The 19713-nt window shown below is 71.4% G+C and carries 20 protein-coding genes and 1 tRNA gene; 5 read left to right on the top strand and 16 right to left on the bottom strand.

All coding sequences use genetic code 11. The annotated features are described in order from the left end of the window. Nucleotides 1-79 precede the first annotated feature (79 nt). From PT931_RS30020 to PT931_RS30005, 4 genes are all read right to left on the bottom strand, one after another. The gene (locus tag PT931_RS30020) at nucleotides 80-850 is read right to left on the bottom strand and encodes an SCO1664 family protein (RefSeq protein WP_456249083.1); all 771 of its coding nucleotides are present in this window, start codon (nucleotides 848-850) and stop codon (nucleotides 80-82) included. After that, complete coding sequence (locus tag PT931_RS30015; RefSeq protein WP_456249082.1) at nucleotides 847-1395, bottom strand: DUF3090 domain-containing protein; 549 nt, start codon at nucleotides 1393-1395, stop codon at nucleotides 847-849. The genes PT931_RS30020 and PT931_RS30015 overlap by 4 nt, the downstream gene beginning before the upstream one ends. A 31-nt stretch (nucleotides 1396-1426) precedes the next feature. Beyond that, nucleotides 1427-2131, bottom strand: a complete 705-nt coding sequence (locus tag PT931_RS30010) for an MSMEG_4193 family putative phosphomutase (RefSeq protein ID WP_363727366.1) — start codon at nucleotides 2129-2131, stop codon at nucleotides 1427-1429. A 233-nt stretch (nucleotides 2132-2364) separates the two neighbouring features. After that, nucleotides 2365-3189: an undecaprenyl-diphosphate phosphatase gene (locus PT931_RS30005; RefSeq protein ID WP_456249081.1), complete on the bottom strand. Its 825-nt coding sequence runs from the start codon at nucleotides 3187-3189 to the stop codon at nucleotides 2365-2367. Nucleotides 3190-3437: 248 nt separating this feature from the next. Between PT931_RS30005 and PT931_RS30000 the strand changes: the two genes are divergently transcribed. Further along, a complete protein-coding gene (locus tag PT931_RS30000; protein WP_456249080.1) occupies nucleotides 3438-3896 on the top strand; it encodes an RICIN domain-containing protein in 459 nt (152 codons plus the stop codon). Here the strand turns inward: PT931_RS30000 and PT931_RS29995 are convergent, their stop codons facing one another. Both PT931_RS29995 and PT931_RS29990 read right to left on the bottom strand, forming a co-directional pair. Continuing rightward, nucleotides 3897-4880 carry a helix-turn-helix transcriptional regulator gene (locus PT931_RS29995; protein WP_456249079.1) on the bottom strand — a complete coding sequence of 328 codons (984 nt, stop codon included), beginning with the start codon at nucleotides 4878-4880 and terminating at the stop codon, nucleotides 3897-3899. Nucleotides 4881-5122: 242 nt separating this feature from the next. Beyond that, nucleotides 5123-6175, bottom strand: coding sequence for an LLM class F420-dependent oxidoreductase (locus PT931_RS29990; RefSeq protein ID WP_456249078.1), 1053 nt, complete (start codon nucleotides 6173-6175; stop codon nucleotides 5123-5125). A gap of 121 nt (nucleotides 6176-6296) precedes the next feature. Between PT931_RS29990 and PT931_RS29985 the strand changes: the two genes are divergently transcribed. Both PT931_RS29985 and PT931_RS29980 read left to right on the top strand, forming a co-directional pair. Continuing rightward, on the top strand, nucleotides 6297-7253 hold the full coding sequence (locus tag PT931_RS29985; protein ID WP_456249077.1) for an aldo/keto reductase: 957 nt from the start codon (nucleotides 6297-6299) through the stop codon (nucleotides 7251-7253). A gap of 41 nt (nucleotides 7254-7294) precedes the next feature. Further along, a complete protein-coding gene (locus PT931_RS29980) occupies nucleotides 7295-7489 on the top strand; it encodes a DUF5703 family protein (protein ID WP_456249076.1) in 195 nt (64 codons plus the stop codon). Between the two features lie 13 nt (nucleotides 7490-7502). Here the strand turns inward: PT931_RS29980 and PT931_RS29975 are convergent, their stop codons facing one another. The 3 genes from PT931_RS29975 to PT931_RS29965 all read right to left on the bottom strand — a co-directional run bounded on the left by PT931_RS29975 (nucleotide 7503) and on the right by PT931_RS29965 (nucleotide 10460). After that, nucleotides 7503-8132, bottom strand: a complete 630-nt coding sequence (locus PT931_RS29975; RefSeq protein ID WP_456249075.1) for a hypothetical protein — start codon at nucleotides 8130-8132, stop codon at nucleotides 7503-7505. 154 nt (nucleotides 8133-8286) lie between these two features. Continuing rightward, nucleotides 8287-9600 (bottom strand): M20/M25/M40 family metallo-hydrolase, encoded by a 1314-nt coding sequence (locus PT931_RS29970; protein ID WP_456249074.1) that lies wholly within the window; start codon nucleotides 9598-9600, stop codon nucleotides 8287-8289. A gap of 8 nt (nucleotides 9601-9608) precedes the next feature. Continuing rightward, a complete protein-coding gene (locus PT931_RS29965) occupies nucleotides 9609-10460 on the bottom strand; it encodes a GDSL-type esterase/lipase family protein (RefSeq protein WP_456249073.1) in 852 nt (283 codons plus the stop codon). A 112-nt stretch (nucleotides 10461-10572) separates the two neighbouring features. Here PT931_RS29965 and PT931_RS29960 point away from each other — a divergent pair. Beyond that, a tRNA-Leu gene (locus PT931_RS29960) sits at nucleotides 10573-10657 on the top strand. A gap of 25 nt (nucleotides 10658-10682) precedes the next feature. Here the strand turns inward: PT931_RS29960 and PT931_RS29955 are convergent. From PT931_RS29955 to PT931_RS29930, 6 genes are all read right to left on the bottom strand, one after another. Beyond that, nucleotides 10683-11978 (bottom strand): recombinase family protein, encoded by a 1296-nt coding sequence (locus PT931_RS29955; RefSeq protein WP_456249072.1) that lies wholly within the window; start codon nucleotides 11976-11978, stop codon nucleotides 10683-10685. Between the two features lie 433 nt (nucleotides 11979-12411). Next, nucleotides 12412-12540: a hypothetical protein gene (locus PT931_RS29950; protein ID WP_456249071.1), complete on the bottom strand. Its 129-nt coding sequence runs from the start codon at nucleotides 12538-12540 to the stop codon at nucleotides 12412-12414. 318 nt (nucleotides 12541-12858) lie between these two features. Further along, nucleotides 12859-14199: an aspartate aminotransferase family protein gene (locus tag PT931_RS29945; protein ID WP_456249070.1), complete on the bottom strand. Its 1341-nt coding sequence runs from the start codon at nucleotides 14197-14199 to the stop codon at nucleotides 12859-12861. Beyond that, nucleotides 14196-14654: an Lrp/AsnC family transcriptional regulator gene (locus PT931_RS29940; RefSeq protein WP_456249069.1), complete on the bottom strand. Its 459-nt coding sequence runs from the start codon at nucleotides 14652-14654 to the stop codon at nucleotides 14196-14198. Before PT931_RS29940 ends, PT931_RS29945 begins: the two co-directional genes overlap by 4 nt. Nucleotides 14655-14787: 133 nt before the next feature. Next, a complete protein-coding gene (gene gabT / locus PT931_RS29935) occupies nucleotides 14788-16065 on the bottom strand; it encodes a 4-aminobutyrate--2-oxoglutarate transaminase (RefSeq protein WP_456249068.1) in 1278 nt (425 codons plus the stop codon). Continuing rightward, entirely contained in the window at nucleotides 16058-17479 is a 1422-nt protein-coding gene (locus PT931_RS29930; protein ID WP_456249067.1) for a gamma-aminobutyraldehyde dehydrogenase, read from the bottom strand. The genes gabT and PT931_RS29930 overlap by 8 nt, the downstream gene beginning before the upstream one ends. 73 nt (nucleotides 17480-17552) lie before the next feature. Between PT931_RS29930 and PT931_RS29925 the strand changes: the two genes are divergently transcribed. Further along, nucleotides 17553-18983 (top strand): aldehyde dehydrogenase family protein, encoded by a 1431-nt coding sequence (locus PT931_RS29925; protein WP_456249066.1) that lies wholly within the window; start codon nucleotides 17553-17555, stop codon nucleotides 18981-18983. 148 nt (nucleotides 18984-19131) lie between these two features. On the opposite strand, the gene PT931_RS29920 is transcribed toward PT931_RS29925, so the two are convergent. Beyond that, nucleotides 19132-19698 carry a TetR/AcrR family transcriptional regulator gene (locus tag PT931_RS29920; protein WP_456249065.1) on the bottom strand — a complete coding sequence of 189 codons (567 nt, stop codon included), beginning with the start codon at nucleotides 19696-19698 and terminating at the stop codon, nucleotides 19132-19134. Nucleotides 19699-19713 lie beyond the last annotated feature (15 nt).

Below are 19713 nucleotides of genomic sequence, written 5' to 3'. Positions count from 1 at the left end.
AGGGGACGGCGGGGTCGGGTGGATCACAGGTCAGGGGGCTGGCGCTGGGAACATCTCGCCGGGCAGCTGGCCCGCAGCGCTACAGCGCCGGGAACGGCAGCGGCGGCCACCGGTCACTCGGTTCCGGGAACGCCCCGGTCGCCAGCAGCCGGTCGATCCGGAACCCGACCGCCTCCACCTCGGCCCGGGTCAGGTGCCCGGCGAGCGCCGCCCCCAGCTCCCGGTCGAGGGCCACCTTCAGGTGCCCGAGCACCCCGGTCACCTCGCCCGGCAGGTCCTGGCCGGCCCAGCCCCACAGCACGGTGCGCAGCTTGTCCTCGGCGTGGAAGCACACCCCGTGGTCGATGCCGTAGACGTGCTGGTCGGCGTCGCGGAGCAGGTGGCTGCCCTTGCGGTCGGCGTTGTTGACGATCCCGTCGTACGCGGCGATCCGGGCCAGCCCCGCCTCGTCGGCGTGCCCGAGGAGCCCGCCCTCGGCGGCGGCGATCGCGTGCCAGCCCTCGGGGAGCTCGCGGGCGAAGTCGACGAGGGGCGGTTCGACGGCGTCGATCCACAGCTGGCAGGAACCGGCCCCGTACGGCCCGTCGCGCAGCACCGTGGGCGGCACGCTGCCCCAGCCGGTGGCCTCGCTGACCAGGTACGCCGCGACCTCGCGCCCGGCCAGGGTGCCGTCGGGGAAGTCCCACAGCGGCCGCTCGCCCTTCACCGGCTTGTACACGCACCGCGCGGTCACCCCGGCGTGCGTGACGAACGCGCGCAGGGTGGCGTTGGAGGCGTCGACGAGGCGGCCCTCGAGTTCCAGTTCCCCGTGGGTGAGGAGCTCGAGGGCGGCGTCGGGGTCGAGGCTCAAGAGGTGCGGTGGTAGCCGTTGTGCCGGGGGCACAGGTGGCCGGCGGGGTCGAGGGGCTGGCCGCACAGCGGGCACGGCGGCCGGCCGGCGGCGACGAGCCTGCGGGCCCGGTCGATGAACTGCCGGGTGGCGGCCGGGCTGATCCGGACCCGGAGCCGGTCGAGGGTCGCGTCGGGCTCGCCCTCCTCGGTCTCCTCCGTCTCCGCCTCGCTGGCCTCCACGGCCTCGATGACCACTGTGGTCGAGTCGGTGTCCCAGGCCAGGCCGAGGGTGCCGACCCGGAACTCCTCGTCCACGGGGGTGTCGAGCGGGCCGTTGTCGGTGGGCTGGCCGGTGGGGGCCTCCACGCCGAACCGCAGCCGGACCTCGTCGAGCAGCTCCTCGAGCTTGTCGGCGAGCAGGGAGACCTGCATCTTCTCCAGCGCGACGCTGACGAGGCGTCCGCCGCCGCGGGCCTGGAGGAAGAACGTCCGGTCGCCGGGGACCCCGACCGTGCCGGCGACGAACCGGTCCGGGGGTTCGAAGGCGTACACCTGGTGGGTCACGGCGCCACCTCACCGCGGTCGTTGCGCTCGCTCATGTAGTGACCCTACCCGCGCCGCCGCCCACGACGGCGTCTGAGGTTGTCGCCTCGGCCGGGTCGGTCGGCACCAATCCGGACAGGTCGCCCCCGACGTCGTTCACCCTCAGCAGAAAGGGCCGGGTCTCCGTGTACCGGATGACCGTCAGCGACGCCGGCTCGACCACGATCCGCTGGAACTGGTCGAGGTGCAGGCCCAGCGCGTCCGCCGTCACCGCCTTGATCACGTCGGCGTGGCTGCACGCGACCCACACCGCGTCGGGGCCGTGCTCCGCGCCGATCTTGGCGTCCCAGTCCCGGGTGGCGGCCACGCACCGGGCGGCCATGGCGGCCATGGACTCCCCTCCGGGGAACACCGCCGCGCTCGGGTGCCGCTGCACCACCCGCCACATCGGGTCCTCGGCGAGTTCGCTGATGGGCCGGCCGGTCCAGTCGCCGTAGCCGGCCTCGGCGAACCGGGCGTCGATCAGCGGTTTCTCGCCCTCGGCGTCGCGCGCGGCGAGCACCGCCTCGGCGGTCTGCCGGCAGCGCCGGACGGGACTGGTGACGACCGCGGCGAGGGGCACGGCGGCGAGCCGGGCGGCGACGGCCGCGACCTGCCGCTCGCCGAGCTCGTCGAGCGGCACCGGCAGGTCACCCGCGAGGATGCCAGCGGTGTTGGCGGTGCTCCGCCCGTGGCGGAGAAGCAGGACTGTGGGCACGAAACGGAATTCTAACGCGGGCGGGTGTGACGGCCGGACGAGCCGTCACACCCCCGCCGTCACCCACCCGCGCCTGACAACGCAGCGGCCGGCGCACTTTGGGGACCACGCCGGGCACACTGACCCCGGCCCAGTGTGGCTCGGGGCCCCGTGCCGGAGGGAGTGTTTTCCACCATCCCTCACAAACGACAAACCACCCGATGGGTACGCGAAGCGGACAGCCCCGCGCCCGGTCAGGTCGCCGTGATCGTGCCCGCGACCAGCAGACCGATGATGCCGAGGCCGAGCAGCACCCGGTACCCGACGAAGGTGGTGATCGAGTGCTTGGCCACGAACTTGAGCAGCCAGGCGATCGACGCGTACCCGACGATGAAGCTGACCACGGTGCCCACGATCAGCGGCACCGCCCCGATGCTGCCGTCGAGGGCGTCCTTGAGTTCGTAGAGCCCGGCGGCGGTGAGGGCCGGGATGCCCAGGAAGAACGACAGCCGGGTGGCCGTGACCCGGTCGAGGTCGCGCAGCAGGCCGGCGGAGATCGTGGCCCCCGACCGCGACACCCCGGGCACCAGGGCGATGCACTGCATGAACCCGATCACCAGCACGTCCTTGAGGGTGACCTCCCGCTCGCCGCGCTGCTGCGGCCCGACCCGTTCGGCGAACCACATCACCGCGCTCCACACGATCAGCGCGCCGGCCACGAACCACAGGCTGCGCAGCGGGCCCTTGATCAGCGGCTTGCCGAGCAGTCCGACGACGGCGATCGGCAGCGAGCCGGCGATGACGTACCAGCCGAAGCGGTAGTCGAAGCCGCGCTCGTCCTTGTTCGCGATCCCCTTGGCCAGCCCGACGACGATCCGCGCAATGTCCTTGCGGAAGTACAGGATCGCGGCCGCGATCGCGCCGATCTGGATGACCGCCGTGTACGCCGTGACCGCCGGGTCGTCGACCTGCATGCCCATCAGCTTCTCGGCGATGGTGAGGTGCCCCGTGGAGGACACCGGCAGGAACTCCGTGAACCCCTCGATGATCCCGAGGACAATGGCCTGCCAGATCTCCACTAACTACTCCCCAACTCCCGATCGTTCCCACGCGCCGGCCGGCCCGCGCGGGCGGCCACGCTGTCCTCGATGTCCGAGTCGAGCACGCTGACGGACAGCGTAGTCACCCCGGCCTGGGCGCCAACTGAGAGGCACTGTGCGGGGCGTACCCCCCAAATGTTTGGGGCTATTGGCATTTCCGCCGATTCGGGATGGTGATCGAGGGCTTCCGCGCGACGGGGCGCGGGGCCGGAGAAGGGAGCTGTCAGATGCGAGCTCACACAGCGGTACTGTCGGTGCTGGTCGGGGCGGCACTGCTCGTGCCCGGCGGTGCGGCCGGCGCGGCGCCGGTCAACGCGGGGCCGGCCGGCACGATCAGCAACGCCGGCAACGGGTTCTGCCTGGACATGAAGACCAACAACGTCGGCGAGCCGATCATCCTGTGGCCGTGCCACGGCGGGACGAGCCAGCAGTGGTCGGCCAAGGGCGACGGCACGGTCCGCAACGCGGGCAACGGGTTCTGTCTGGACATGACGACGAACAACGTGGGCGAGCGGCTCATCCAGTGGCCCTGCCACGGCGGCACGAGCCAGAAGTGGCGGTTCCACGGCGACCTGGTCAAGAACGACGGGAACGGGTTCTGCATGGACATCAAGACCTACAACGTCGGCGAACAGGTGATCCAGTGGCCGTGCCACGGCGGCACCAGCCAGCGGTGGAGCCACTAGTCAGCAGGACAGGGCGGTGACCAGCTCCTCGCGGCTGGTCACCGCCATCTTGCGGTAGAGGGCCCGGAAGTGGTCGTTGACGGTGTACGGGGACAGGTCCAACCGCCGGGCGATCTGCCTGACCGGCAGGCCGAGCAGCGCCTGTTCGACGACGGCGCGCTCCCGGGCGGTGATCCGGTACCAGCCCGCCAGCGCCGGCAGCAGCAGCGAGCCGCCGGCGGGTCCGATCGTGACCGCGACCTCCCCGGTGCCGTCGACGACCTCGGCGCTCATGGCCAGCCAGCCGGCCGACGTGGGCACCCGGCTGACGGCCCCCCGGCCCCGGGCGTGCAGCGCGACGTTGAGCACCGCGCTGTCGAGTTCGTCCTCGCCGAGCGCCAGTTCCCGTCGCAGCAGCCCGAGCCAGTCCCGGCCGGCCGGGGTGGCCGCGCTGATCCGGTGCCCCGGGCCGACGAGGACCACCCCCGGCGGGCCCGCGGGTCCGGTCGGGCGCAGCAGCCTGCGGGTGACGAAGCGGCGCAGCGCGGCGGCGAGCCCGCTGGAGAGCCGCACCGCGAGGTCGGCGTCCCGCTCGGAGAACGGCGGCCGGCCGCGCTCGCGGAGCAGCAGCAGCGCGCCGCGCGGCACCCCGCGTTCCACCAGCGCCAGCCGCAGCTCCGCGCCGAAGCCCTCGGCCGCCATCAGCCCGTGCAGGTAGCCGTCCCGCCGCTCGTCGACGAAGCCCGAGCCGGTCACCGCGACCGGGCGGCGGCCGTCGAACAGCTCGCCGATCCGGTGCGGGTCGGCGACCTCGATCCGGTGCCGGGTGTCGGGGGCGTAGCAGTCGCGCCGGGCCAGCAGGCAGCCCGCCCCGGAGACCGGATCGAAACCGACGAGCAGAAACCCGTCGTGGGGTACGAGGTCCCGCAGCGCCCCGGACAGTGCCGCGCCGAGCTCCGGCATCGTCGCGGCCTCGGCGGCCACGCCCTCCAGATGCGCGCCCATACCACCGCACACTACCCGGCGGAACGGGTCGAACTCCCTGGTCGCGGTCGTGCGCTGGCCACTGTCAGAAGTCGGGAAGGCCCCGCTTCGAGCGCTCCGCCCGGTACAGCCGGTCGTGGAGGCCGTAGAGCAGATCGCAACGTCCGGCTCGGTGAGCTCCGCACGGCTGCGCGCCGCGACGGGCACCCCGGCGTCGGCGGGCAACCGGAACGGCAGCGTCGTCGGGGGCGGCCCGCGCCCACCTACTCCGCGAGCCCCGCCAGTTCGAGCGCCTTGGCGGCCGAGCGCAGCGTCCGGACGCCGTCCTCGATGTCGGAGTCGAAGACGCTGAGCGAGAGGGTGGTCACGCCCGCCCCGGCGTACGCCTTCATCCGTTCGGCGACGCGTTCCACCGGGCCGAGGAGGGAGGTGCGGTCGACGAACTCGTACGGCACGGCGGCCATCGCCTCGCGGTAGCGCCTGTTCAGGAAGTGGTCCTGGATCGCGTCGGCGGCCTCGCCGTAGCCCATCCGGGTGGCGAGCCGGTTGTAGAAGTTCTGCTCCTTGCTGCCCATCCCTCCGATGTAGAGGGACGCGTAGCCGCGGACGAGTTCGGCGCACGTCTCCGGGTCCTCGCCGATCACCAGGGGCACGGTCGGCGCGACGTCGAAGCCGTCGAGGGTCCTGCCGACCTTCGCCCTGCCCTTCGCGATCAGGTCGAGGTGCTCGTGCGCGCTCTCCGGCTCCAGGAAGATGGCCAGCCAGCCGTCGGCGAGTTCGCCGGTCAGCTCCAGGTTCTTCGGGCCGATCGAGGCGAGGTAGATCGGGATGTCGGTGCGGTACGGGTGCAGGGACAGCTTCAGCGCCTTGCCGGGGCCGCCGGGCAGCGGGAGCTGGTACGTGGGGCCGGAGTGCTCGACCGTCTTGCGGGACAGCACCTTGCGCACCACGTCGACGTACTCGCGGGTCCGGGCGAGCGGCTTGTCGAACGCGACGCCGTACCAGCCCTCGGAGACCTGGGGGCCCGAGACGCCCAGCCCGAGCCGGAACCGGCCCTCCGACAGGGTGTCCAGGGTGGCCGCCGTCATCGCGGTCATGGCCGGCTGGCGGGCCGGGATCTGCATGATGGCGCTGCCGAGCTCGATCGTGCTGGTCTGCGCGGCGAGCCACGCCAGGGTCGTCGGATTGTCCGACCCGTACGCCTCGGCGGCCCAGGCGACCGAGAAGCCGAGCCGCTCGGCCTCCTGGACGAGCGCCAGGTTGCGCTTCGCCTGGTCGGCGTTCGCCCAGTAGCCGAGGTTGAGTCCGAGCCGCATCGAAGCCTCCGCATATTACTCATGAGTAGGTACGAATATCGTAGCGTGTGTTGGGTAGCCGACGGCGGATGGACCGGACTGGGATTCCACTCGGCGTGGCGAGCCGGTACCGTCGCGAGACATGCAGCAACGACCCCTCGGCCGAAGCGGGCTCCACGTGTCCCGCCTCGGTCTCGGCACCATGACCTGGGGCCGGGACACCGACGCCGACGAGGCCGCCGACCAGCTCCGCACCTACCTGGACGCCGGGGGCAACCTGCTCGACACCGCCGACGTGTTCGGCGACGGGGACAGCGAGGCCGTGATCGGAGCGCTGCTCGACGGGGTCGTCGAACGCGACGAGCTGGTCATCTCCACCAAGGCCGGCCTGCGCCCCGGTACGCCGCGCCGGCACGACAACTCCCGGCTGCACCTGCTGCGCGCCCTGGACGCCTCCCTGCGTCGGCTCGGCACCGACTACGTGGACGTCTGGCACGTGCACGGCCACGACCACGCCACCCCGATCGCGGAGACCCTCGCGGCCCTCGACACGGCGGTGTCCACCGGCAGGGTCCGGTACGCGGGGGTGTCCAACTTCAACGGCTGGCAGACCGCCCAGGCCGCCGCGCTGAGCCCGACGCCGGTCATCTCCGCCCAGGTGGAGTACTCGCTGCTGGAACGCGGGGTCGAACGCGAGGTGCTCGGCGCGTGCTCCGCCCTCGGGCTCGGCCTGCTCGCCTGGTCCCCGCTCGGCCGGGGCGTCCTGACCGGCAAGTACCGGCACGGGGTGCCCTCGGACTCGCGCGGCGCCTCGGAGCACCTCGAACGGTTCGTGGCCCCGTACCTGGACAAGCGCGGCGCCGGGATCGTCGAGGCCGTGGCCACCGCCGCCGACGGGCTGGGCTGCTCGCCGCTCGTCGTGGCGCTTGCCTGGATCCGGGACCGGCCCGGCGTGACCGCCCCGCTGATCGGGGCCCGGACCACCGCCCAGCTGCTCGGCGCGCTCGCCGTGGAGAAGGTCACCCTGCCCGCGCAGATCCGCCGGGCGCTCGACGACGTGTCCGCCGTGCGGTTCGGGTACCCGGAAAGGCAGTCCTGACTACCCTGGAAATGTCACCGACCGTTAGGCAGAATGTAACGATGTCCGACTACGAATATGTGCCGCTCCGGATCCCACCGGGCACGGACCGGAAAGCGGCACAGGCCCAGTTGACCATCCAGGCCGAGTACGGCGGCTGGGAACTCGCCCGGGTCCTGCTGTTCGGCGACGGTACCCGGCAGGTCGTGCTGCGGCGCCGGATCACCGGCGCCGCGCTGCCCGCACTGTCCAGCTGACTCTCTTCGGCGACTACGCGTCTTCCGCGTCGTCATCTTCGAAGGGGTGCTCGTCGAACCGACCGACGAGCTTCTCCCCCACGCCCACGGCGAACACGGCGTTCACGTCGTCCTCCGCCGCCGCGTCCGGGTCGAGGGAACTCTCCACCTCGCTGACCGTCACCACCCCGTCGAGCGGCTCCAGCTCCGGGATGTCCAGCGGCGCCAGCGAACCGTCACCGGCCTGCAGCAGCTCCAGCACCGCCTCGCCCACGTTCGCGACCACGGTGTCGTCGTCGGCCTCCGCGCGCAACCGCTGGGCCACCCGCAGCAGGGCCGCCGCGTTCGGCACCAGGTAGTCCCGGCGCTGGCGGACCGCGATCAGCAGCGGCTCCGCGTCGCGCTCCGTGGCCACCGACGCGAACTCCACGTCCGCGGCGTCCGGGTCGATCGGCTGCACGTCCCACGGCGTGACCTCGCCGAAGCTGGACAGCATCTCGTCGTCGTAGGCGACCGCGGCGTTGTTCAGCGCCACGTACGCCGCCCACACCGCGTCGTCGTCGGGCCGGCCGTCGGCGGCCTTGACCGCGTCCAGGTGCACGCGGGCCGCCGCGATCACGGACTCCAGGGCGGCTTCGAGCTCGGTGTGCCGGTCGTCGGTCATCGGAGTTCCTTCAGGTCAGCGGTTCGGGTAGCCGGTCCCGGGCGGCAACCCCGAAGAGACGAGACTCGACGGGTACCCGGAGAAGCGGTGCTCTTAGATTGTGAGGCCCGCGCCCGGGGGGCTGTGTCCCGGGTGCGGGCCAACGACGGGCGCGTCAGCTGGCGCGCAGGAACCGGTCCAGGACGTCCACGCCGAACTTCAGGCCGTCGACCGGGACCCGCTCGTCGATGCCGTGGAACAGCGCCGTGAAGTCCAGGTCGGCCGGGAGCCGCAGCGGCGCGAAGCCGAAGCACCGGATCCCGAGCCGTGCGAAGGCCTTGGCGTCCGTGCCGCCCGACAGCATGTACGGCACCGGCCGCGCCCCCGGGTCCACCGCGCGCAGCGCCGCACCCATGGCCTCCACCAGATCCCCGTCGAAGGAGGTCTCCAGCCCCGGCTGCCGGTGGATGTACTCGATCTCGATGTCCGGCCCCACGATCGTGCGCAGCTGGGCCTCCAGCTCCTCCGAGCGGCCCGGCAGGCTGCGGCAGTCGATCGTCGCGGTCGCCTTCCCCGGGATCACGTTGTCCTTGTAGCCGGCCTCCAGCCGGGTCGGGTTGGCCGTGTTGCGCAGCGTCGCGCCGATCAGCCGGGCGACGGGCCCGAGCTTGGCGACCGCCGCCTCCGGGTCCTCCGGGTCGAAGTCGAACCCGAGCACCTCGCTGGACCGCTCCAGGAAGTCCCGCACGGTCGGGGTCAGCGTGACCGGGAACTCGTGCCGCCCGATCCGCGACACGGCCTCCGTGAGGGCCGTCACGGCGTTGTCGTGGTGGATCATCGAGCCGTGCCCGGGCCGCCCCGACGCCGTGATCTTCAGCCAGTCGAGCCCCTTCTCGGCGGTCTCGATCAGGTACAGCCGCAGGTCGTTGCCCGCGTCCACCGAGAAGCCGCCGACCTCGCCGACCGCCTCCGTGCACCCCTCGAACAGGTCCGCGTGGTTGTCCACGAGGAACTGCGACCCGTACATCGAGCCGGCCTCCTCGTCGGCGAGGAACGCGAGCACCAGGTCCCGGGGCGGCACCACGCCCTCGCGCTTCCACTGCCGCACCACGGCCAGCAGCATCGCGTTGAAGTCCTTCATGTCCACGGCGCCGCGGCCCCAGACGTACCCGTCCTTGATCTCGCCGCTGAACGGGTGCACCGACCACTCGCTGGCGTCGGCGGGCACCACGTCCAGGTGCGCGTGCACCAGCAGCGCCGGCCGTGACCTGTCGGAGCCCTCGTAGCGGGCCACGACGCTCGCCCGGCCCGGCGCGCTCTCGATGATCCGGGGTTCGAGGCCCACCTCGGCCAGCAGCCCGGCGACGTACTCCGCCGCCGCCCGCTCCCCCGCGCTCGTGTCGTTGTCACCCGTGTTGGTGGTGTCGATCCGGATCAGGTCACGGCAGATGTCGACGACCTCGTCGACCGCGAGGGGATGGGAGCTCATACCACTTTCTACCACCTGTACGCGGCCTCGTTGGTGACGCGTGCGAGCTCCGCCTGCCCCAGGGCGCTCGGGTGGAAGAAGTCGATCGCGCTGACGTGCTCGGCCCGGAACTGGAACCGGAACACCGCCCCGCCGTCCGTCCTGCAGTTCGGCCCGTAGTCCGCGCACGCCCGACTGATCACGTCGTTGTACGCGACCACCCGGTTGCGGACACTCTGCCGGCGCTGCTCGTCCGCGGCGGCCGTCGACGCCGGGTTGGCCAGCATCGAGGGGCAGATCCCCAGGTCCCAGCGTCCGGTGGCCTTCGGGTCGGAGTGACCGACGTTCCACAGCTGGTAGAGGTCGGGGACGCTGGCGAGGAGGAGCTTGGCGTCCGGTACCCCCTGCTTGATGGTCTTCAGCGCCCTGGTCAGGTCGGCGCGGAAGGCGGAGACCGTGGTCATCCGGTCGACACTCTGCCGGCAGGCGTCGTTGGCGCCGACGAGCACGGTGACATAGGCGGGGCGGGCGGCCACGGCGCTCTCGGCCTGGCCTGGGAGATCGCTCACCCTGGCGCCGGAGTTCGCCAGATTCGTCCCCGTCTGGCCAACTTTGTGCGCGTGGCTGTCGAGGGTGGTACCCGTGGACCAGGACGCCTCCGGGCAGTCGCCGAACCTGTCGGCGCACGCGTTGACGCCGCGGGTGATCGAGTCACCCAGGGCCACGACGGGGCCGGGGATCTTCGGCGGGACGGTGGGGAGGGGTGCGGCCGTCGCGGTGGCCTCGCGGGTCGGTTCCGAGGTGGCCGGAGAGGTGGTGCAGGAGGTGGTGAAACCGGCCAGGAGCAGGGGCAGGAGGGTTGCCAGAAGGGGGCGGCGCATGCAGCGACGGTAGCCGATTACGTGTGCGGGAAGGTTCCGTGTACAGTTACTGCCCGTACGGTGATCACGGCGGGGGGAACCTCCAGGGATCGCCGGATAACTACATGTGCAAGTCCGAGTGGCGGAATGGCAGACGCGCTAGCTTGAGGTGCTAGTGTCCTTTATCGGACGTGGGGGTTCAAGTCCCCCCTCGGACACACAAAAACCCCAAAATGATCTTCGTTAGAGGCCGGGCAGGGTAACCTGTTCGGCTTCTTCGTTATCCGAGCTGGATGGCGCGGTCAGGGCGACGGCCCCGCGGTCGCAGGTGATGGTCCTGGCATGGCGGCGCAGGTACGAGGCCACTTCGTCGGGCCGATGCTTCACCAGGCCCGGAAGAATGACCCGGACCGTGTCAACGATCACATCCTTGCGGACGTATAAATTGCGCTGATGGTCAGGGCCGGATCTCTGGGCGCTGTTGTGTCCATGCCGGCACCGATAGGCGGGCCGGTTGCCTCCCCAGTGCGCCGTCATTCGCCGTCCGCACAGGGCGCAGATCACCAGCCCCGACAGGAGATACGTCCTCGCGTTGCGCCCTGTCTGGTTCGGGACCACGCGGACGGCCTGGACCGCGATGAAGTCGGCTTCGGAGACCAGAGGCGGATGTGCGATCCGCTGGGAGACGATCCAGGATTCCGACGGGTTCCAGCAGCGCGTGTCAGCGCCATCGGCTGATTCGCCGCCCGTCTCGGTCCGGGCGGCGGCCTGCCTGTTCCAGACCTGCCTGCCGGTGTAGCGGGGGTTCGCCAGGATCAACGCGACTGTCCGCAGGATCCATTTGGTGCCAGCGCGGTGGGCGTTGCGGTCAGGGTCAGCGGCGGCGGGACTAGGCACACCGGCGTCGTTGAGCGCTCGCGTGACGGCGGCCAGGCTCCATCCGGCGAGCCGGTGCTGGAACATCCACGTCACGTGTGGCGCGGTCAGCGGGTCGGGGTCGAGTTGCTGGAGGCGGCGACCCCAGCGGGCGTGCGCGGTATTCGGGTGCGGGCCGGCGTCCACCAGCCGGTAGCCGTAGGGTGGCCGGCCGCCGAGGTACCGCCCTTGGGTGCGGACCTGGGCACTCATCGCGGCGGTGGTACGGAACCGGGAGCGTTCGACCTCGCGGCGAGACTGGCCGCCGAGTTGGGTGATGACCGCGAGGTGGACGGGGTTGTCGAAGTCGACGGGGCCGAAGGTGTCCGGGAGCCACATCCCGATGCCGTGCTGCCGTAGAAGGGGGATCAGGTCGATCAGTTGGTCACGGTAGAAGGCGCGTTCGGCCTCTCCCACGACGATGGCGTCGAAAGCACGGTTCGGGTCAGCGATCGCTTCCAGCAGGGCGGCGGATCGTGGTCGCCGGCTCCATCCGAGGCGGCGGGTGTACCCGACGTCGAAGTACTCCAACACGATCTCGCCGCGGCCTGCGATCAACGCCTCGGCGCTGTGGCGCTGCCAGCCCAGCGAGGACGCCGGATCCTGATATTCGCGGGTCGACACCCGGCCATAGAAAGCGAACCGTAGCCTCGGCTCGGGTTTCGACTTCGAGCGTCGGGAGAACGTGGGCTGACGCTGGCGCCCGATCCAACCCGCCAACGCATCGATATCGCCTGTCGCAGTCATGCACACCAGCACCAATCATCGTCGGACACGAATAGGTCAGCCGTGTGGCACAACCGGCGGTTCCGTCGATGGGTGACGCGCCGGATGGGGTGGTCATACTCACGCCCGTTGGCGGTCCCGGGTCGGCGGGCGCGTACGTCATGGGACGTTGAGGTCCGGCCACCGCCGTAGCCGGCGGTCTAGTTGATCGCGAACGCGGCGATTTGTGGTCGGTGTGGTCTGGCCGCCGTACCCGTGGGCGGGGCCGGCGGCCAGTGTGGGGACTTTCTTGTTGGGAAACCAGATCGACGTCAATTCACTATCGCGGATGTCACCTCACGGTGAGCCCGCCGGCGACGGCCGCGCCGAGGAAAACGGTCACCGCCGGGAGCACCGCGAACGCGTCGGGCATGCAGGCTTCGGCGTCCGGATGGGCGTCGTCGTTTGCCGGACCGGTCATCACGGCCCCAGTGGCCGGTCCGGGCCGGACCGGACCTGGGCCACGTCTCTCACAGGCAGGGCCGAAGGCAGGATCGGGGTCCACGGACGGCCCGACGTCCACGTCCCCGTCGACGAGGACGAGGACCCAATTCCCGGCTGAGCCGATCCGTGGCGGTTCCCCCGGCACGAGTGGTCCGGGTCCCGGTGCGGTCGCCTGACTCGACGCATGCCCGGCATCCGGCACCCGGGCCTCGTTCCACCACTTCCGCTTCGAGCACCCCGCTGCCCGCCGTCCCCACCCCCAACCGTCACCGCCGGTCAAGCGTTGGGCGCTGGGTCAGATCATGTTGCCGGCTTCGGTCAGGACGGACCTCAGGATGCCTTCGATCTCATCGAAGTGGGTCTGGTCGCAGATCAGCGGCGGGGACAGCTGGATCACCGGGTCGCCCCGGTCGTCGGCACGGCAGTAGAGCCCCGCGTCGAACAGCGCCTTGGACAGGAAGCCGCGCAGCAGCCGCTCGGACTCGTCGTCGTCGAAGGTCTCTCGGGTGACCTTGTCCTTGACTAGTTCGATGCCGTAGAAGTAGCCGTCGCCGCGGACCTCGCCGACGATCGGCAGGTCGTTGAGCTTCTCCAGTGTGGACCGGAACGCACCCTCGTTGCGGCGGACGTGCCCGAGGACGTCCTCGCGTTCGAAAATCTCCAGGTTGGCCAGTGCGACCGCCGAGGACACGGGGTGCCCGCCGAAGGTGATGCCGTGGTAGAAGGTCGCGTCGCCCTTCAGGAACGGCTCGGCCAGCCGGTCCGAGGCGATCATCGCGCCGAGCGGGGAGTACCCGGAGGTCATGCCCTTGGCGCACGTGATGATGTCGGGCTGGTACCCGTAGCGCGTGGCGCCGAAGTACTCCCCCAGCCGGCCGAATGCGCAGATCACCTCGTCGGACACGAGCAGCACGTCGTGTTCGTCGCAGATCTCGCGGAGCCGGGCGAAGTAGCCGGGCGGCGGCGGGTAGCAGCCGCCGGAGTTCTGCACCGGCTCGACGAACACCGCCGCGACCGTGTCGGCGCCCTCGCGTTCGATGGCCCGGCCGATCTCCTCGGCGGCCCACCGGCCGAACGCGACCGGGTCGTCGCCGTGCACGGGCGCGCGGTAGTAGTTGGCGTTGGGGGCCTTGATCGCGCCGGGTACCAACGGCTCGAAGTCGCTCTTGATCCCGGGCAGGCCAGTGATGGACAGCGCGCCCATCGAGGTGCCGTGGTAGGCGATGTAGCGGCTGACGACCTTGTGCTTGTTGGGCCGGCCGGTCTTCTTGTAGTAGGCGCGGGCCAGCTTCCACGCGGACTCCACGGCCTCGGAGCCGCTGGTGGTGAAGAAGACCTGGTTCAGGTCGCCGGGCGCCAGGGACGCGATCTTCTCCGCGAGCCGCAGGGCCATCGGGTGCGCGTAGGACCAGATCGGGAAGTACGCCAGCTCAGCCATCTGTTTGGCGGCGGCGTCGACGAGTTCCTGTCGGCCGTGGCCGAGCTGGACGGTGAACAGGCCGGCGAGGCCGTCGAGGTAGCGCCGGCCCTTGTCGTCGAAGACGTAGGCGCCCTCGCCGCGCACCATCGTGGGCACGGGCGAGTCGACGTACGACGATCGGCGGGTGAAGTGCATCCAGAGGTTGTCAGCGGTCATCGGGTACCCCACGCATAGGTCTGTTTGGTCAACTTGAGATAGACGAACGTTTCGGTGGCGGTGACGCCCGGCACAGTGCGGATCGCGTCGTTGAGCAGCGTCAACAGGTGCTCGTCGTCGGCGCAGACGAGTTCGACCAGCAGGTCGTAGCCGCCGGCACAGATGACGACGTAGTCCACTTCGGGGATCAGCGCGATGGTGTCGGCGGCGGCCTTCAGGTCGCCGGTGACCTTGATGCCGATCATCACCTGGCGGGCGAAGCCCAGGGTCAGCGGATCGGTGACGGCGACGATCTGCATGACGTTGGTGTCGAGCATCCGCTGCACACGTTGGCGGACCGCCGCCTCGGACAGGCCGACCAGTTTGGCGAGCGCCGCGTACGACGTGCGGCCGTCCTGCTGGAGGAGCTCGACGAGGCGCTTGTTCACATCGTCGAGTACGAGGTTCTCGGTCACAACTGAATCCTATTCAATACTGCGGTTATGGCAAGGGATTCCGTAGCTCATCTTCGAATCTACTGCGGAAAACTGATCCCTTGAGGGTCGCGATGACGGACCCCGCGAGCAGTCTCGCACCCCGCCCCACGCGTCAGGCCGCAGGTTCCGCCGTCGCCCTCAGCGCGTCCTCCAGGACTCCCAGCCCCCGGTCGAGCAGCTCGTCGGAGATCACCAGCGGCGGCAGCAGCCGCAGGACATTGCCGTAGGTGCCGCACGTCAGGACCAGCAGCCCCTCCCGCAGGCACGCGCGCGCGACGGCCTGTGTGCGGCCGGGGTCCGGCACGAGCGAGCCGGGCAGCACCAGCTCCACCGCGACCATCGCCCCGCGACCCCGGACCTCCCCGGGCAGCCCGAGCGCCCCGAGCCGGGAAGTCAGCACCTCCCCGATCCGGCGCGCCGCGGCCGGCAAGTCCAGGGCGCGCATCGTCTCCAGGGTGGCCAGCGCCGCGGCACAGGCGACCGGGTTGCCACCGTACGTGCCGCCGAGCCCGCCCGGGTGCACGGCGTCCATGTACTCGGCGCGGCCGGTCACCGCCGCCAGCGGCATCCCGCCGGCGATGCCCTTGGCTGTGGTGACCAGGTCCGGTTCGACGCCCTCGTCGTGGCAGGCGAACCAGTCACCGGTACGGCAGAAGCCGGTCTGGATCTCGTCGGCGACGAACAACGCTCCGTTGCCCCGGCACCAGTCCGCGACGGCCGGCAGGAACCCGGGGGCGGGCACGATGAACCCGCCCTCGCCCTGGACCGGTTCGATCAGGACCGCCGCGACATTGTCGGCGCCGACCTGCTTACAGATCACGTCGATGGCCCTGGCCGCTGCCGCCGGGCCGTCGAGGCCGTCGCGGAAGGGGTAGGACATCGGGATCCGGTACACCTCCGGGGCGAACGGGCCGAAGCGGTGCTTGTACGGCATCGCCTTCGAGGTGAGCGCCATGGTCAGGTTCGTCCGGCCGTGGTAGGCGTGGTCGAACACCACGACGGCCGGCCGTCCGGTCACGTGCCGGGCGATCTTCACCGCGTTCTCCACCGCCTCGGCGCCGGAGTTGAACAGGGCCGACCGCTTCTCGAAGGTGCCCGGGGTCAGCGCGTTGAGCTGCTCGCAGACGGCCACGTAGGACTCGTAGGGCGCGACCATGAAGCAGGTGTGCGCGAACCGGGCGATCTGCTCCTGGACCACCGTCACCACCCTCGGGTCGGCGTGCCCGACGGAGGTGACGGCGATCCCGGAGGCGAAGTCGATCCACTCCCGGCCGTCGACGTCGACCACGGTGGCGCCCCGCCCGTGCGAGACGTAGGAACTGGTGACGCTGCCGACGCCCTGGGCGACGGCGCGCATCCGGCGCGCGTGGAGCTTGGCGGACTCAGACATCGTTGTTGCTCATCACGTGCTTGATCCTCGTGTAGTCCTCGAAGCCGTAGCCGGACAGGTCCTTGCCGTAGCCCGAGTGTTTGAACCCGCCGTGCGGCATCTCGGCCACGAGCGGGATGTGCGTGTTGATCCAGACGCAGCCGAAGTCCAGTTCCCGCGCGGTGCGCATCGCCCGGCCGTGGTCGGCGGTCCAGACGCTGGAGGCCAGGGCGTAACGCACCTCGTTGGCCGCCCGCAGCGCCTCGTCCTCGTCGGCTACCCGCTGCACGGTGATGACCGGGCCGAAGATCTCCCGCTGGGACAGTTCGTCGTCCTGGCGCAGGCCGGCGATGACGGTGGGGGCGTAGAAGTAGCCCCGGTCGCCGACCCGGTGGCCTCCGGCGACGAGGGTGGCGTGCGCCGGGCGACGGTCAACCATGCCCTCGACGTGCGCGAGCTGGGCGGCGTTGTTGAGCGGCCCGTAGAGCGCGTCGGGGCCGGTACCCGTCTCGGTCGCCTTCGCCTGGTCCGCCAGCGCGGCGACCAAGGCGTCGTGGATGCCGGGGGTGACCAGGACCCGGGTGGCGGCCGTGCAGTCCTGGCCGGCGTTGAAGTAGCCGGCCAGCGCGATGCCGGCGGCGGCTGCCGTGACATCGGCGTCGTCGAAGACCAGGACAGGGGCCTTACCCCCGAGTTCGAGGTGTACGCGCTTGAGGTCGCCGGCCGCCGCCCCCGCCACCTCCATACCCGCGCGCACCGAGCCGGTGATCGACACCAGCTGCGGGGTGGGGTGCGCGACGAGCGCCTGGCCGGTGGCCCTGTCGCCGCAGACGACGTTGAGGACGCCCGGCGGCAGGAACTCCGCCGCGATCTCCGCGAGTAGCAGCGTGGACACCGGGGTGGTGTCGGACGGCTTGAGCACGACCGTGTTGCCCGCCGCGATGGCCGGGGCGAGCTTCCACACCGCCATCATCATCGGGTAGTTCCACGGGGTGACCTGGGCGCAGACGCCGATCGGCTCCCGGCGGACGAAGGACGTGTGTCCGGCCAGGTACTCCCCCGCCGACCGGCCCTCCAGCATCCGGGCCGCGCCGGCGAAGAACCGGAGCTGGTCGACCATGGCCGGCAGCTCCTCCGCGGCGGTCACCGCGCGCGGCTTGCCCGTGTTGGCGCACTCGGCGTCGATCAGCTCGTCGGCGCGGGCCTCGACGGCGTCGGCGATCCGCAGCAGCGCGCGCTGGCGGTCGGCGGGCGTCGTGTCCCGCCAGGTGGCGAAGGCGCGGGCGGCGGCGGCCATGGCCAGGTCGACGTCGGCGGCCCCGGACACCGGAGCGCTGGCGTACACCTTCCCAGTGGTGGGGTCGGTCAGGTCCGCGTACGTGCCGTCGACGGGGTCCACGTACCCGCCGTCGATGTGGTTGCGTAGGGCAGGCATGCAGGCTCTCCTCGTATACCGTAGCTAGACCTCATCTTGTCAACTGATTCCGTTGCTGGCAAGCTCTTCAGATATGGAAACAACAGATTTCTGGGTCGCCGGCACCCGATCGACCAGTGCTGAGACCTTCGACGTCCACCACCCCTACGGCGGGGCGCTGGTCGCGACCGTCGCCGTGGCCGGCCCCGAACACGTCGAGGCCGCCGTGGCCGCAGCCGCCGCCGCGGCCCCCGAGGCGGCGGCGCTCCCCGCCCACGCGCGGGCCGCCGCCCTCGACCACCTGTCCCGCCGGCTGGCCGAGCGCGCCGAGGAGGTCGCCCGGCTCATCACCGCCGAGAACGGCAAACCGATCCGGTGGGCACGCGCCGAGGTCGGTCGGGCGGTGTCGACGTTCCGGTGGGCCGCCGAGGAGGCGCGCCGGTACTCCGGGGACCTGCAACGCCTCGACACCGACCCGGCCGCCACCGGACGGCTGGGCCTGGTCCGCCGGTTCCCGCGCGGGCCGGTGCTGGGAATCGCCCCGTTCAACTTCCCGCTGAACCTCGTCGCGCACAAACTCGCGCCCGCCCTCGCCGTCGGAGCCCCGGTCCTCGTCAAGCCCGCGCCGGCCACCCCGCTGTCGGCCCTGCTGCTCGGCGAACTGCTGGCCGAGACCGACCTGCCCGCCGGCATGTGGTCGGTGCTGACGGTCCCCAACGACCGGATGCCCGCGCTGGTCGCCGACCCCCGGCTGCCCGTGGTGTCGTTCACCGGCTCCGTGCCGGTCGGCTGGGCGATCAGGGAGGCGGTGCCGCGCAAGCACGTCACCCTCGAACTCGGCGGCAACGCGGCGGCCGTGGTCTGCGCCGACTGGGAGGACCTCGACCGGGCGGCCGGCCGGATCGCCACCTTCGCCACGTACCAGGCGGGGCAGAGCTGCATCAAGGTGCAGCGGGTCTACGCCGAGACTCCGGTCTACGAGGCCCTCTCCCGCCGGATCGTCGACGCCGTCGGCGCGCTGTGCGACGGGGACCCGAACGACGAGGCCACCGAGGTCGGGCCACTGATCAGCGAGGACGCGGCCCGGCGGGTCGAGTCCTGGGTGGCCGAGGCCGTCGCCGCCGGGGCCCGGGTGCTGTGCGGCGGCACCCGGTCCGGCTCCTCCTACGCCCCCACGGTCCTCGTCGACGTGCCCACCGACGCGAAGGTCAACCGCGAGGAGATCTTCGGCCCGGTACTCGTCCTGGCGGCGGTCGACTCGGTCGACGAGGCGTTCGCGGCCGTCAACGACTCGGCGTTCGGCCTCCAGGCGGGGGTGTTCACCCGGCGGCTGGATCTCGCGTTTCGGGCGCACCGGGAGCTCGTCGTGGGCGGGGTGATCATCGGGGACGTGCCGTCGTACCGCGCCGACCAGATGCCGTACGGGGGCACGAAGGACTCCGGGGTCGGGCGGGAGGGGCTGCGCTCGGCGATGGACGACTACACCGAACCCCGGGTGCTGGTACTGACGGATCTGCCGCTCTGAGGCGGCGCCCCGGCCGGGTGCGGCGACCTATCCAGGGGTTGCGGCCCGGCGTAGGGCGGTGGCCGACCTGAGGTGGCGGCCCCGACGGGGCCGTGGCCCGGGGCGCGCGGCGGCCCGGACCAGGTGCGGGCCGCCGCGCGCCCCTCCATCAGGCGCTGGTCCGCGCGCCCAGTTCCGCGCTGATCGCCCCGCACAGCAGCCGCCGGGCCCGCTCCAGCGTCACCGACCCGCTCAGCCAGCGCTCGCTCAACCCCTCGACCAGCGCGGTGAGCCGTTCGGCGACCTCCTCGGCGTCGACGTCGGCCGGGACCCGCCGGACCAGCTCGGCGGTGTCGCGCACCCAGCTGGCAGTCGCCTCGGTCAGGGGCGCGCGCAGGTCGGGTTCGAAGATGGCGCTGGCCCGCAGTTCGCCCCACGCGGTGCTGTTCTCCCGGACGGACGGGTCGTCCTGCAACTCCGAGAGCAGGCGTTGTTCCAGCTCCGCTCGGGGGTCGACCTCGCCGGCCACCCCGTCGGCGGTGTAGCGGTCGGCGCGTTCGCTGATGAACTCCAGGGTCCGGCGCAGCAGGCCGGCCCGGTCCTTGAAGTGGTAGTAGATCAACGCGGTCGAGACGCCGGCCTCGGCCGCCAACTCCTCGACGCGCAGTCCTCGCACACCGTTGCGCGCGATGACACGGGCGGCGGCTTCGAGCACCTGGACCTGTCGGCTGGACACGGCACCTCGCACATT

The organism is Longispora urticae (assembly GCF_053902585.1).
The sequence above is the reverse complement of the archived record's forward strand: the minus strand, read 5'-3'. Positions and strand labels throughout refer to the sequence as shown.

What these genes read in the sequence shown, in the direction of transcription:
- PT931_RS30000 (WP_456249080.1), top strand. Translation starts at nt 3,438, where the DNA reads ATGCGAGCTCACACAGCGGTACTGTCGGTGCTGGTCGGGGCGGCACTG.
- PT931_RS29995 (WP_456249079.1), bottom strand. Translation starts at nt 4,880, where the DNA reads ATGGGCGCGCATCTGGAGGGCGTGGCCGCCGAGGCCGCGACGATGCCG.
- PT931_RS29990 (WP_456249078.1), bottom strand. Translation starts at nt 6,175, where the DNA reads ATGCGGCTCGGACTCAACCTCGGCTACTGGGCGAACGCCGACCAGGCG.
- PT931_RS29985 (WP_456249077.1), top strand. Translation starts at nt 6,297, where the DNA reads ATGCAGCAACGACCCCTCGGCCGAAGCGGGCTCCACGTGTCCCGCCTC.
- PT931_RS29980 (WP_456249076.1), top strand. Translation starts at nt 7,295, where the DNA reads ATGTCCGACTACGAATATGTGCCGCTCCGGATCCCACCGGGCACGGAC.
- PT931_RS29975 (WP_456249075.1), bottom strand. Translation starts at nt 8,132, where the DNA reads ATGACCGACGACCGGCACACCGAGCTCGAAGCCGCCCTGGAGTCCGTG.
- PT931_RS29970 (WP_456249074.1), bottom strand. Translation starts at nt 9,600, where the DNA reads ATGAGCTCCCATCCCCTCGCGGTCGACGAGGTCGTCGACATCTGCCGT.
- PT931_RS29965 (WP_456249073.1), bottom strand. Translation starts at nt 10,460, where the DNA reads ATGCGCCGCCCCCTTCTGGCAACCCTCCTGCCCCTGCTCCTGGCCGGT.
- PT931_RS29950 (WP_456249071.1), bottom strand. Translation starts at nt 12,540, where the DNA reads ATGACCGGTCCGGCAAACGACGACGCCCATCCGGACGCCGAAGCCTGC.
- PT931_RS29945 (WP_456249070.1), bottom strand. Translation starts at nt 14,199, where the DNA reads ATGACCGCTGACAACCTCTGGATGCACTTCACCCGCCGATCGTCGTAC.
- gabT (WP_456249068.1), bottom strand. Translation starts at nt 16,065, where the DNA reads ATGTCTGAGTCCGCCAAGCTCCACGCGCGCCGGATGCGCGCCGTCGCC.
- PT931_RS29930 (WP_456249067.1), bottom strand. Translation starts at nt 17,479, where the DNA reads ATGCCTGCCCTACGCAACCACATCGACGGCGGGTACGTGGACCCCGTC.
- PT931_RS29925 (WP_456249066.1), top strand. Translation starts at nt 17,553, where the DNA reads ATGGAAACAACAGATTTCTGGGTCGCCGGCACCCGATCGACCAGTGCT.